The organism is Cupriavidus sp. 05T41 (genome assembly GCF_056396525.1).
This window is the reverse complement of record NZ_JBFTLQ010000024.1, coordinates 22,207-35,102: the sequence shown is the minus strand read 5'-3', so window position 1 is coordinate 35,102 and position 12,896 is coordinate 22,207. Positions and strand designations below refer to the sequence as shown.

Here is a 12,896-nt window from a genome sequence, read left to right as displayed (position 1 = left end):
CATTGGGAACCTCTCAAGAACGTGGAGGGGTGGTCTCGGCAAAACTGGGCCGGTCGACGTATAGGTCGCACCACGCGGCAAGCTCGGGGTACTCGTCGCGCCACCGGATCGCCGGGCAACGGAAAGAGACGTAGTCCAGCGCACAGGCCACCGCTATGCCGCCCAGGCTCATCTGGGACGGAAGCATAGTCGTGGAAAGCGCGGCCAGGGAACGCCTGATCGCATTCTCCCAGCGCAGCAGCCAGTGTCTTGAGGGCTCGGTATCGCTCCTGCGCGCTTCTAGGACGGAGGCCACGGCCGCGTCCATCATGCCATCGGCCAGGGCCTGGAGCCAAAGTACGCTGATCCGCGATTCCGGTTCCCGGGGAATCAGCGGCCCGACCCCGGAAAGCCCGTCCAGGTATTCGCAGATCAGTGGGCTGTCGAACAGCGAATCACTGCCGATTTGCAGGGTTGGCACCTTGGCCAGCGGATTCAGCGAGAGAAATTCGGCGCCGTTATCGTGAGGGTTCACCACGGCCTCCTCGACGCTGTCGATCAGGCCTTTCTCCCTCAGCACGATCCGGACTTTCCTCGCATAGGGCGAGCCTGGACTGTAGAGCAGTTTCATCATCGTCATGGGCGCTCAGGCGTGGATGTCGACATGCCTGGTTTCACGAAGGAACAGCACGGCGACTACCAGCGAAACGGCGACGACCATGGTGGGATACCAGAGGCCGAAATAAATATTGCCGAACTGCGCGATCAGCGCGAACGAAACAGTAGGTTGAAGCCCCCCGAACCATCCGGTGGCAATGTGATACGGCACCGAGAAAGAGCTATAGCGAATCCGCGCGGGGAACAACTCCACCAGGATTGCACCGACCACGCTATAGGTCATTGCAGCGTAGATCATCAATACCGCCAGCAGGGCAAATACCGCTGCCTTGTTGATATCCTCGGGCGCGGCGGCGTGCGGATACTGGGCCTTTGTCATACCATCCAGAACGGCGGCCTTGAACTTTTTCTCGGCCTCCTTAAGCTCCGCGGGGGCGAGCCGCGAGGCATCATATGAGGGAATCTCGAGGCTTCCAATTTTTACTAAGGCGACGGTTCCGCTGGCTGCCGGCAGCGTTTCATAGCTGGCGGCATTTTGCGCGAGGACTTGCTTCGCCACATCGCAAGAGCTCGTGAACTTCTTGGTGCCAGTCGGGTTGAACTGGAAGGAGCATTCCTGCGGGTCCGCCTGCACCACAATCGGCGCTGACTGCTGCGCGCGTTCGAGGGCCGGGTTCGCGAAGTGCGTCAAACCTCGATAAATCGGAAAGAATGTCACAGCGGCCAGCAACAACCCCGTTACCAGGATCGGCTTTCTGCCGATCTTGTCGGACAGTGAGCCAAAAACCACGAATAGCGGGCAACCGAACACCAGCGCGAACATCACGAGCATGTTCGCAGTCTTGGCGTCGACCTTGAGCGTCTGTGTGAGGAAGAACAGTGGGAAGAATTGGCAGGTGAAGTAAATGACGGTCTGGCCTGCGCACACGCCGAACAAGGCGATGAGAACCGCCCGCAAGTTCTTCCATTGGCCGAAGGCTTCGGACAGCGGCGCTTTCGAGCGGGTTCCCTCTGCCTTCATTTTCTTGAACACCGGTGATTCGTGCAACGAAAGACGAATATAGAGCGACACCAGCAGCAAGGGTAGTGAGAGCAGAAACGGCACTCGCCATCCCCATTGCTCGTACTGGTCACCCGTGGCGTAGGAGACCGAGATGACAACCACCAGCGACAGCAGCATGCCGGCGGTGCCCGTGGTCTGGATCCAGGAGGTGAACATGCCGCGCTTATTGGCCGGAGCGTGCTCGCAGACATAGATCGCAGCACCCCCGTACTCGCCCCCAATGGCTAATCCCTGCAGCATCCGCAGCGCGATGAGTAGCACCGGCGAAAGAATGCCGACCTGGTTGTAAGTGGGGAGGAGACCCGTGGCGAAGGTGGCCACACCCATCAGAACGATGGTGATGAGGAAGGTGTACTTGCGACCGATCATATCGCCGAGCCGCCCGAACACCGCGGCCCCCAGCGGCCGCACGATAAATCCCGCGCCGAAACCAAGGAGTGCAAGGATGAATGCCGAGGTGGAATCCAGTCCCGCGAAAAATTGTTTGGCGATGATCGTGGCGACAAGGCCGTAGACGAAAAAGTCGTACCATTCGAAAACAGTACCGAGGGATGCCCCTATGACCGCCTTGCGCGCGTCGGAACCGGATAGTACTTCGGTCGACGTCGCGCTCGACACCGCACCTGTGCTGTTGCTAGCCATGCTGTCTCCACCCATATATTAGTCGGGTGCTTGCTTGCACCCTGCGGGGCCAGTGCGTGACTGGCTTACCGCTAATTTCGTCCATATCGAGATAACTCGCAATGGCATCCCGTCTATAGCAGATAGACCTTTTCGGCATAGTGCGCCTCGTGGCACATCAAATTTGGAAACAGTGAGCGCCATATCACATGGCCTTGCGCGCCAGTCTTCTATTTTGTGCTTAAGTACACAGCACAGCACTCACGAATCTGCCCGAGCTCCTCAACGCGAGCCCGAGGTTGTCAGTTTTGGGGGCGCTTACAGTTTGGTGCTAAAGGAGGAGTGACGCTCGAGAAGCTAGCCGCCGATGCGCTACTGTCATGGCCGCAACCATAGAACTCCCGAAAAAACTGATGAATGTCGATAGCGACAAGAATGGAGTTATCTCGCCAAAGGTCTTGGCGTCTATGAATGCTGTGTCGTGGCGATGGATGCTTAGCTGGGAATCAGCGGAATGCTGCAGGCTGGTGAGACCCGCCGCTCAGGTAACGCTTCCACTAGGACTTCCCCCTGCGGCCTCCGCGACTTTGATCAGTTCGTCAATGAGGGCCTTCGCGCAGCCGGGAAGCCCGTCTAAATCCCGAGCAATCACTACGCGCTCGCGTATGACCCATGGCTCGTTGAGTTCCAGGATTTCCAGCTTCATCGTCCGACGATGGCGAAGGGCCGCCGATAGCGGAAGGATATCAATGCCAACCCCGGCTTCTATCATCCGGCACATGGCCTCAAAACTACGAATCTGAATTCGAATTTGCAGTTTGCGCCGCTCGTCGCGGACGAGGTCGGTAAGGAACGAACGCGTGAAGGGTGCTTCCTTCATGCATGCTTACATGCTCATACTCTAGTGTGTCAAGAAGCGAAACATTCGACTTTTCCATCAGAGGATGCCCCGCAGGAGTCACCAACGCCAACTTGTCCGTACTGAAATGGACGACCTCAAGACCCTCCGCGTTTAGCGGTCCGGAGATAATTCCCAAATCGGCGCTAGCGTCCAATACCCCTCGAATAATGTCTCGCGTCTGGCGCTCTTGGAGGTCCACTGTGACCGCCGGTCGCCCTGCCATAAAGTGGGCAAGCACCTCGGGCATGAATTCCGTGACTGCGGTTGTATTCGCAAAGATGCGTATATGGCCAACGGAATCCTTGGAGAATTCCTCAAAGTCGCTGCGCACGTGTTCGAACTGGCGCTCGATGACCCGCCGGAGACAAAAATGCCTTTTTCGCCCCGCGCGATAGGTTTTCTTCTTCTGCGATACGTGCAAACAGCCGAAGGTCAGCGAAATCAAAGTGCATGAGAACTCCTTCAATATAACTGTATCAAGGCGTAGGAGTGAACCCTGATTTCCCAGGCTCCGACGACATGGAGGGCAGTGATCATCAATCCAAACGACAAAGCACTCGACTGATCTGCCCGTGAACCACCGGTTGAAATGGCACTGGCTGCTGAGGGAGGCACGGCAAGGCCGCGCGTGCGCATCCGATTCCGGCACGATTGAAACGCTAGCTTAGCGGAATGAGGCCGTACTCGCGACCTGCCTCGATGGTGAGTTTCTCTATGAGAGTCTGGATCTCTTGCCTGAGAACTCGCATCCCCCTTGTGACTGGCCGGTTCGAAGCTTCTGCAAGCATGAGCCGAGTCTCCAGCACCGGGTTCTCTATCGCGACTTCGGTGACTTTCCCTTGCTGGAACTCGGTCAAGTAAGCCGGACGAGCAAGCACGGTCGACGCCAGGCCTTCAACAACCAGTTCCTTTGCCAATGCCAGCGTGTCAACTTCATAGACGACGTTTAGCGTAATGCCAGCATGTCCTGCTGCAAGTTCTAGGGTACGGCGGAGCCCGTGATTCTTGCTCGAGAGCGTCAGAGGCAATCCATCCAGATCGGCGATTGAAATAGCGTTCTTCCGCTTGTTTGGTATCTTGGCGCCTGGATGTGTTACTAGGAAAAGCCGGGCCGCGCCAATCGCGTCAACGGCAACCGTTGCCGAGCGGCGAGCATCATGCAACACAGCGATGTCGAGTCTGCCGTCCACGAGCCATTCGTGGACGTAGCCGCTGTATCCCGAGACGATATTCACACTGAGCTTGGGGTACTTCTCCTGAACTAACTTCAGGAGCCTGAGGCCCATCAGGTTACATATCGTGGGAGTCAAACCGAGGATTACGGTCCCTTGTGGAGCTTCATGTACCGACTGCAAATCTCCAGCGATTGCTTCGAGCTGCCGAACCAGAGGCTTGGCTCTGGAAAGGAGAAGCTCGCCCTCTGGGGTAAGGGATACCCCGCGGCCATGCCTGTAGAGGAGACGAACCCCGCACTCGTCTTCCAGCTTTTGTATCTGGCGCCCGAGCGCGGGCTGCGCGATTCCGAGTACTGCAGCCGCCTTCGAGAAACTTCCAAAGTCAGCCACCTGCATCAGTAGTTCCAAGCGCCGAAGGTCCATCGCGACTCCCAGATAATATCGGCATAGCTTATCACCACCTATCGTTTTTTGGGGTCCCCTCACTCCCGCCGCGTCACAATTCCGCGATCGTTTGGCACTATCTGGTGCCAGCAGGGCCGCGCTCCATACATGCGCTACACGCTAGGCGCTGTCCATCCCGACTAACCGACGGGTTGATTCATTGAACGTTTCCGATGCAAACGTACTTCTTCTCGAGGTATTCCTCAATCCCGTACATCGAGCCTTCTTTCCCAAAGCCAGACTCCTTGACGCCGCCGAAAGGCGCGACCTCCGTTGAAACAGCGCCTTCATTAATACCAACAATGCCGAAATCGAGCGCCTCGGAGATGCGTAGTGCACGATTCAGATCCTTGGTGTAAAAGTAGGCCGCCAATCCGTAGGGCGTGCCGTTTGCAATCTGGACCGCTTCGGCATCGTCTGAGAAGCGTTGTACTGCTACGACCGGCCCGAAGATCTCTTCTCGAGAGATTTCCATGTTGGAAGTCACGTCCGTCAACACTGTTGGGGCGTAGAACAACGGTCCGGCTTTGTGCTGATGGCCGCCCGCTAGCACAGTCGCGCCGCCGTCCACGGCCTCCTTGACGAGCCTGCCGACCTTGTGGATCGCCTTCTCGTCGATGAGCGGGCCGAGTTGAGATTCAGGCTCGAAGCCATCCCCCATTGTCATGCCAGACACTGCCGCGGAGAGCTTGGCAACAAACTCGTCGTGGCACGAGGTATGCACCAAGAATCGATTTGCACAGACACAAGTCTGACCTGCATTGCGGAACTTCGAGGCCATGGCGCCCACGACGGCAGCATCAAGATCGGCGTCCTCAAACACGATGAACGGAGCATTGCCGCCGAGTTCCAGAGACAGCTTCTTGACCGTTTCAGCAGCGGCGGCCATCAGCATCTTGCCGACAGGCGTGGAGCCGGTAAACGACAGTTTGCGGACCGCCGGGTTGCTCAGCAACTCTCCGCCAATCTCGGCGGCTTCTCCGGTCAGTACCGAGATTGTGCCTGGAGGAAAGCCAGCCTCTTCGGCCAGTACACAAAGCGCCAACGCAGAGAAGGGAGTCTGCTGTGCAGGTTTGAGGACAACAGTACATCCGGCTGCCAGAGCAGGACCTACCTTGCGCGTTACCATAGCCGACGGAAAATTCCAGGGTGTAATTGCCGCGCAGACACCGACGGGCTGCTTGGTTACGGAGATGCGCTGCGAGGATTTTGGCGCAAGAATCGTATCGCCATATACGCGCTTCGCTTCTTCCGCGAACCACTCGAGATAGGCAGCCGCGTAGTCGATCTCCGCGCGCGATTCGGCAAGTGGCTTGCCTTGCTCGGCGGTCATGATCACTGCAAGATCCTCTTTGTGCTCGAGCACTAGCTCGTACCATCTGCGGATCAGCGCCGCACGCTGCTTGCCCGTCAGTCGCTTGAACTCATGAAACGCGAGTTCGGCTACGCCAATGGTTTCCTTGGTCTGAGCAGCAGATATATTGGGCACATAGCCAATAACCTCTCCGGTCGATGGATTCCGAACTTCCAGGGCTTCATTCCCACAGGGATTCCACCTGCCCGCAAGGTATGCGGCTTCTCGGAAGAGATCGGGGCGAGAGAGTTTCATGTCGTATCCTTGATTTGGCTCTTGCCGCATGGCCCACGGACCAGTATTGGTCTTTCGGGCTCGGCGCAACGTTTCATCCTAGGCGGTGTGATCTGATCTACCTGCCTGCCAGGCGTGTCTCATATACAGAACCGAGCGCGGATGTTCCCTCGTTGCGCAGTTCCTACGTCGAGACCTGATTCATCTGATTTAATTGCCGGATCGTTCGACGGCCGCCACCTCCGATTTCGTGCCGGGAAGGATGGCAGAGAGGCTCGACTGCACCTCAATGAAATAGGGGCGTCGAGCATCCAGACCACGCGCAATGGCGGCGTCGATCTCTTCCAGCTTCGTGAGGCGCTCCGCCTCAACACCGAACGAACGGGCGATCCCTATGAAGTCCGGATTGCTTAGTGTCGTCCCGACGTGGCGACCCGGATAGGTCTTTTCTTGGTGCACACGAATGGAGCCATAACAATTGTTGTTAGACAGAATAAAGAGGATCGGCAGATTCCGTTCCACCGCAGCAATGATTTCATTTCCCGTCATCAGGAAGCCACCGTCCCCAACTAGGCACACGACAGTATGATCCTTCAACCGCAGTTGAGAGGCCACCGCCGACGGCGTACCATAACCCATTGCGCCGGAGAGAGGAGCCATCAGGCGCTGCGGGAAAACAAACGGGAAGTGCCGGTAGACAGGAGCTGCGAACGTGCCCGCGTCGAGACAGACAATGGTGTTCTTGGGGGCAACATTGGCAAGCCTTTCCACCACCTTTACAAAGGGTACACCGTCGCTCGCCTGGAGCAGAGGCCAAGCGGAGATTCGTTTGTGGATAGCCCCCAGATTGCCTGCCCATTCCATGCGTTCACTCGGGATCGAGGTGCACGCGCAATTTGCGAGCTGTGCCGCGAACAGTTCGGGGTCGCACAGGAGCCCAATGTCGGGAGCGAAATGAAGGCCGACTATATGCTCATCCGGATAAACGTGAACAAGGTTCTGATGGGGTTTCGGAAGCGCGGGAAACGTATAGCCCTGGCTCGTGATATCGCCAAGACGAGTACCCAGTGCGATGATCAGGTCGCTCGTCCCAAACGCTTCGATCTGGTCCTTCGGGTTGGCGAGACCCAACTCGCCAACGAACAACTGGTGCGTGCAAGGGAAAATGTCGTGCTGCCGGAAAGAGACCGCGACCGGGACATGAAACTTCTCCGCAAGATTCTGCAGCGCATGGCGCCCGGCTGGCGAATCCAACGCACCACCTGCGATAATCAGCGGACGTCTAGCGTGGTCCAGCAACGCCGCGACCTTGGCCAGGGATTCTTCTGTTGGTACCACAGCTTCGTGCCGGACTGCCTGCCAGACTGGCTGTACAACTTCCTGCTGCTGGATATCCTCCGGCACGACCATTACGACAGGACCCGGCGTGCCCGAAGTCGCAATGCGGATCGCCTTAAACGCCGCGTCCGCCAGCTTGGCCGGGTCGGTCACTTCGACCACCCACTTCGCGATTGACCCAAACATCTGCTGATAGTCGATTTCTTGAAAGGCCTCCTTTCGGAGATCCGCCTTTGGAATCTGGCCGACCACAAGGATCAGTGGTATGGCGTCCTGCTGGGCAGTGTGGACGGCAATCGATGCATTAGTGGCGCCCGGACCGCGGCTTACCATCACAACGCCAGGCCGGCGGGTCAACCGGCCATCGGCGCATGCCATGAAGCCGGCCCCGCCTTCATGCCGGCAAGTTATGACATCAATCTCCGGAAATTCATTGAGGGCATCCAGGATGCCTAGGTAGCTTTCACCGGGCACGAGAAACACCCGATCAATACCATTGGCGGCAAAGACAGAGAGCATCGAGTGGGAAGAGGTAGCGGTCTTAGTGCGTGTCATTTTTCCGTGCAGCGTGTGCTGCGTCTCCATGGAGTTGCTATGGCCTTATTCTTCTACCGATCTGGCTATCCATCAATTGGTTGGCTTTTATATCAGCTATGCTTTTTAGGCACCACTTAGATCGGAACCTTGCCAGGACATTGCCCGGGCCGTATTCCTCAACTACCTTCAGTGCTTCGGTGGCGCAGTCTCGCAGAAGCTTGGTCGATCGACATAAAGATCAAGCCAGGCCCCCAGAGAGGGATACTCCTTTCGCCACTCAATGTCCGGGCACCGAAAAGAGAGGTAGTCCAGAGCACAAGCCACGGAAATGCTGCCGAGGTTTGTATGCGAAGGGAGCCAGCGCTCCGCCAGCACCCCCACGCTACGTCGAATCGTCTCCTCCCTCCGGAGAAGCCAGGGCTGCGTATCAGTTCTTCGCGCCTCAAGAAAGAAAGCCATCGTAGCGCCCATGACTCCGTCGGCTATCGCTTGCAGCCTAAGCACGTCGATTCGTGGTTCAAAGGCTCGCGGAATCAGAGACTCGATCGGTGACAGTCCATCCAGGTACTCACAGATCAGTGGACTGTCGAACAATGACCCGTTACCGCGCTGCAAGGTCAGCACCTCGGCCAGAGGATTCAGGGAAAGCAGCTCGGCGCCGTTCCCGTTGGGATTCACTACGACCTCGTCGATGATGTCGAGCAAGCCTTTCTCACGCACCGCAACCCGCACTTTCCTGGCATATGGCGAGTCGGGACTGTAGAGCAGCTCCATTATCGCTGCCGGTTTCCGGGTACCGGCATCGGCTTTGCCACCCATCGGTTCCGCACGCTAAGCGGCATCACCACGGCATACCGGCCACACGCCATCGCCCCCCTGCTAACGGCTCGCGAAGCGCCTCGCAGGATAGTGCGCGGTTCTGCACCCGATCGCACGCTCTGACTATCCTGGAAATTCCCATACGTTCTCTACGCTACCTATGCAATTGGAAGCCGGTGCTCGCCACCGAGGAAGGTGAGACGGGCGCCGCACGCTTACCGCCAATTTGGTACAAGCGCAACGAACTTGCAATGGCATATTGTCTATAGCAGTTAGACCGTTTCAGCATGGGGATGGCGATCTGTCGAACCAAAGATGCCGTAAAATCACTACGGATCTGGCGCGGGAGTCGCTTGCCCGTCTTTGGCGGCGGCTTTCGCTTCCGTCGTTTGACCCATCTTTGCATTTTTGGCTGACCCACAGCTTCCGCCTGAGGTCCTAGATCCGCCGCGTAGGTGGTGTCGCCAAGCCAGGTCACCGGCACTTGCAAAATACGGGGCAGGCTCGCATGCAAGTCAACACCCGAGAGACCACTGCAGGTTCGACGCGCTACTGGCGATTGCCGCTGCGCCAGACGGCCCGATGCTGGCGAAGCGCGGCTCGCGCTGTACTGGCCCGGTGCTCGTCGATCCAGGCGTACTTCACCGTGCCCCCTTCGCAAAGTACGCCGTCGCTCGGTGTAGGTCGCAACTATCCGCATAGGGGGCGACAGCCTCGGTTGGCCCCGTTAGGAACCTGACATTGCCCACAAGTTGCGGTCGGAAAAGCGTGAACGGCCGCTTCGGCCGACAACGCGACGGACACGGTCGGCACGCGAGGGGCCGTTGTCTGGGCGAAGGCGACATTCAAATGTCCATATAGTGGCGCGGACCACTGGCCGTAGATGGCCGGAAAGGGACCACGGTCATCTGGGAGTCGGGGCGCCTTAGCGTCGAGATCGGCCGTGCGGAGCGTGCCTCCGCCAGGAGAGCGCCGCGGCTGAGCAGCAAGAGCGCGGCCTCACCCACGCCGCGTGCCGCGGGACTATCGCGCCGCAGTCGATTCGCGCTCGAACTCGCGGATCACCGGGTTGCCAAGGATGGCATCCCTTCCCGCTTCGATCAGGCTATCGACGTCTTTCTCGGGCAGACGAAGTCTGGTCGGCAGATCGTTCAGACTTGCAGCACGCTCCTTGTCGAGGACCTCAAACGATATCCGCGTGACGAAGAAATCGACTTCGTCGCACCGCCAGCCTGGGAGGCGTGCAGCGATCTCCTGCTGCCGAGAATACGGCATCCCACACCGATAGGCCAAGAGGTCGTCGCGCCACTGCTGCATCATGGGAACGAAGGCGTCATAGCTCATTCGAACGTTGGTCGCCATTGCCGCGTCGATGGCCGCGCTTGCGACTTCGATTCCGGATGGGCCAATCTGGCTTTGGTTCAAATCGCCGCGCGGGCCCTGACCGGCGTCAACAACGATGAAAAGTAGCCGCCGCACCTTGATCGCGTCGTTCTCGCTCATGGGACCATAAGCCGTGCCCAGCAGCAGGCGCGATTGTAGAATGGTAGCCAATCCGTAGTTGTCGGACACCCCGCCGTCGACCAGCTTGATGTACTTTCCCTTCGACGTGTCCCTGAGACCGCGAACGGCGTTTGCCAACGCGCCACGCAGCAGCGATCGCCCAGGCGCCTGGGCGTGGTCAAGGTTCGGCAGCGGTGCGCTACAAGCCTCGGGATGCTTTTGAAGGACGATCGGTGCGAAGAAGAGCGGGACCGCCATGGATGCGGCGACGGCCTCGGAAACGGGAAAGCTCGCAAGATCACTGCATAGCGCATCGAATGCCAACTGGCTGAACGGAAACGCGACCCGGTAGTAGACGTTCGTGGCATTGATCCAAACGATTGGCTTGCCGCGGCGGAACATGTCGGCGTACGTCGCGCCCTTGAACACGTCTTCGTCGAGCCATGTCTGGAGATCTTCCCGATCGTTGAGCCCCCCCGCGAAGAGGCGTGCAACGTTGACCGGATTCAGGAGACTGAAGCGAAGTCCCGCCTCTCCGTTCTTCAGGAGCACTGATCGAAAGGTCGCCAGGCTGGCCGTGCCGTGCAGACCGTAGTACGCAGCGGTGATGGAGCCTCCGGACACGCTGCTAATGAATGCGACGTCGTCGAGCAGGGACGCGCCCCCAGGACCTCTCATGGCGTTGAGCCCCTGCAGCGCCCCGAAGGCGAAGGCTGCGGCTCGCGTGCCACCGCCAGAGAACGACATGGCGATGGCTGTCTGGTCGACGACGTCGATGGGTTCGCGCATGGCCGCGGATGCGCTGCCAGCCGCGGCCTGAGGCAGATTGCGCGGAGCATTGTGAGGAAGCGACCCGCAGGCACTGAGTCCCGCAAGTAGAAGTAGCATCAGCGTGTGGTAGGCCCTGCCGCAGGCGCGTCGCTCACTCCCTGCCCCCCATTTGCCAAGGCAGGCTGCTTTTGTGGCGAAGAGTGTGGTCATGTCGAAACTCACATTGGACGAGGTCAGGAACGTGCTCGGCGTGGTGGCGGCCCGCAGAAAGGGGGGATCGTTCTTTTGCTGCAAGTTGATACGGTCGCGCTCCCAAATTTCCTGTGAATCAACGATTTGCGAAAGACTCGACATTCTCGATATAAAGGGAAGTCGGAAAGCCTCGCTGCGAGAGGCTTTCCGGACGGTCGCCGTATCAATCTGCAGCAAAGGGACGATCACCCAAAATCGCCTGATGCAGACGTTCGCGCCCCGCCCGAAGGGCAGGCGTCCGGCGGGCCAGTGAATGGTCTAGAGGACAATACCGTGCTCTGTCGTTGGTTCGAGGACATCGCTCTTCTCGCCAAGCATGTCCATGAGCTCGCTTTCGATCTTCCAGCTGATCTGCGCCATGGGCACGTCATTGGGGTTTCCTTCGAACGGGTTTTCCGTGCTTTCACCCACCTGCTCCAGCACTAGGTACATCCACGAGATCATCGTGCTGAATGGAATGACCAGCCAGATCATATTGCCATGCATGACGCCTGAAACGCTGTCATTGAGCTTTTCGAACTCCGTAAGAATGCCGAAGGGCAGCAGCAGGCAAAAGGTACGGACAAAGAGCTTGTTTATGACCTCGTATTGCCTGGGATATGGATAGTCCTTGACACGCTCTGCCCTTCCTTGCTGCGCGAAGAGGCCCCTGATTGATCCAACGAATTCCAGATAGAAGGCATTGCTGATCTCGCCGACATCAAGCAACCGCCTGATTGTTGCCGCTTGCGTTCCCAGCAAGCGGGTTGTCCTGCTCTCGGCGTGCAGAACCGAGTCGAGTTCGGCCAGTGGCAGATAGCGCGCAAGCGCCAGTTCCAATGGCGTCTCCCACTCGGGAACCCGGTAGTATTTCCGGTACTCCACATTGGCTACCTTGCCCGCATTTTCCCAGATGCGTGGGCTTCTCAGTTGATAGCGGAGTGCCGTCAGCCACGCGCAATGCCGGAGAATCAGTTCTCGCCCCGCCGCCGGTCCTGCCGGAAAGTCCCGGCTCATCACACCCAGACTCCGGCTGCCATTCAGGATGTCAGTCCAGATCTGCTGTGCCTCCAGGGCCCTGCCGTAGGTCTGCACGTTCCTGAAACCCACGATGAATGACGTGGCCGTGCCCAGCAGCACCACAACGGAGACCGGGATCGACAGCCATTTCACCCCGAGGAACTGGTAGAGGAAAACGGGCAGCGAACTGCATGCGAGGGAGGCATAGAGTTGCCGTCTCGACCAGAGCGTGAATTCGAATAATGTGTACGATTTTCCCAAGTGCATGATGCGCATCTCGCGGCAGTG

10 protein-coding genes are annotated in these 12,896 nt (G+C 58.4%); all 10 read right to left on the bottom strand.

Annotated elements, in window-relative coordinates:
• Nucleotides 1-13: 13 nt before the first annotated feature.
• Nucleotides 14-619, bottom strand: coding sequence for a glutathione S-transferase N-terminal domain-containing protein (locus AC1DKV_RS15945; RefSeq protein ID WP_441620390.1), 606 nt, complete (start codon nucleotides 617-619; stop codon nucleotides 14-16).
• Nucleotides 620-625: 6 nt separating this feature from the next.
• A complete protein-coding gene (locus tag AC1DKV_RS15940) occupies nucleotides 626-2,302 on the bottom strand; it encodes an MFS transporter (protein ID WP_441620388.1) in 1,677 nt (558 codons plus the stop codon).
• A 520-nt stretch (nucleotides 2,303-2,822) separates the two neighbouring features.
• Nucleotides 2,823-3,161, bottom strand: coding sequence for a LysR substrate-binding domain-containing protein (locus AC1DKV_RS15935; RefSeq protein ID WP_441620386.1), 339 nt, complete (start codon nucleotides 3,159-3,161; stop codon nucleotides 2,823-2,825).
• A complete protein-coding gene (locus AC1DKV_RS15930) occupies nucleotides 3,073-3,429 on the bottom strand; it encodes a LysR substrate-binding domain-containing protein (protein ID WP_441620485.1) in 357 nt (118 codons plus the stop codon). The genes AC1DKV_RS15935 and AC1DKV_RS15930 overlap by 89 nt, the downstream gene beginning before the upstream one ends.
• Before the next feature lie 412 nt (nucleotides 3,430-3,841).
• Nucleotides 3,842-4,765 carry a LysR family transcriptional regulator gene (locus AC1DKV_RS15925; protein WP_441620384.1) on the bottom strand — a complete coding sequence of 308 codons (924 nt, stop codon included), beginning with the start codon at nucleotides 4,763-4,765 and terminating at the stop codon, nucleotides 3,842-3,844.
• Nucleotides 4,766-4,958: 193 nt separating this feature from the next.
• Nucleotides 4,959-6,410 carry an NAD-dependent succinate-semialdehyde dehydrogenase gene (locus AC1DKV_RS15920; protein WP_441620382.1) on the bottom strand — a complete coding sequence of 484 codons (1,452 nt, stop codon included), beginning with the start codon at nucleotides 6,408-6,410 and terminating at the stop codon, nucleotides 4,959-4,961.
• A 189-nt stretch (nucleotides 6,411-6,599) separates the two neighbouring features.
• Nucleotides 6,600-8,312: a thiamine pyrophosphate-dependent enzyme gene (locus AC1DKV_RS15915; RefSeq protein ID WP_441620380.1), complete on the bottom strand. Its 1,713-nt coding sequence runs from the start codon at nucleotides 8,310-8,312 to the stop codon at nucleotides 6,600-6,602.
• 138 nt (nucleotides 8,313-8,450) lie between these two features.
• The gene (locus AC1DKV_RS15910; protein WP_441620379.1) at nucleotides 8,451-9,038 is read right to left on the bottom strand and encodes a glutathione S-transferase N-terminal domain-containing protein; all 588 of its coding nucleotides are present in this window, start codon (nucleotides 9,036-9,038) and stop codon (nucleotides 8,451-8,453) included.
• Between the two features lie 1,068 nt (nucleotides 9,039-10,106).
• Nucleotides 10,107-11,798 (bottom strand): patatin-like phospholipase family protein, encoded by a 1,692-nt coding sequence (locus AC1DKV_RS15905; RefSeq protein ID WP_441620377.1) that lies wholly within the window; start codon nucleotides 11,796-11,798, stop codon nucleotides 10,107-10,109.
• Between the two features lie 69 nt (nucleotides 11,799-11,867).
• Nucleotides 11,868-12,875 (bottom strand): bestrophin family protein, encoded by a 1,008-nt coding sequence (locus AC1DKV_RS15900; protein WP_441620375.1) that lies wholly within the window; start codon nucleotides 12,873-12,875, stop codon nucleotides 11,868-11,870.
• Nucleotides 12,876-12,896 lie beyond the last annotated feature (21 nt).

Bases quoted from the DNA above. Each gene is read 5' to 3' on its own strand.
- AC1DKV_RS15900 (WP_441620375.1), bottom strand. From the start codon at position 12,875: ATGCACTTGGGAAAATCGTACACATTATTCGAATTCACGCTCTGGTCG.
- AC1DKV_RS15910 (WP_441620379.1), bottom strand. From the start codon at position 9,038: ATGGAGCTGCTCTACAGTCCCGACTCGCCATATGCCAGGAAAGTGCGG.
- AC1DKV_RS15920 (WP_441620382.1), bottom strand. From the start codon at position 6,410: ATGAAACTCTCTCGCCCCGATCTCTTCCGAGAAGCCGCATACCTTGCG.
- AC1DKV_RS15945 (WP_441620390.1), bottom strand. From the start codon at position 619: ATGACGATGATGAAACTGCTCTACAGTCCAGGCTCGCCCTATGCGAGG.
- AC1DKV_RS15940 (WP_441620388.1), bottom strand. From the start codon at position 2,302: ATGGCTAGCAACAGCACAGGTGCGGTGTCGAGCGCGACGTCGACCGAA.
- AC1DKV_RS15915 (WP_441620380.1), bottom strand. From the start codon at position 8,312: ATGGAGACGCAGCACACGCTGCACGGAAAAATGACACGCACTAAGACC.
- AC1DKV_RS15935 (WP_441620386.1), bottom strand. From the start codon at position 3,161: ATGAAGGAAGCACCCTTCACGCGTTCGTTCCTTACCGACCTCGTCCGC.
- AC1DKV_RS15930 (WP_441620485.1), bottom strand. From the start codon at position 3,429: ATGCCCGAGGTGCTTGCCCACTTTATGGCAGGGCGACCGGCGGTCACA.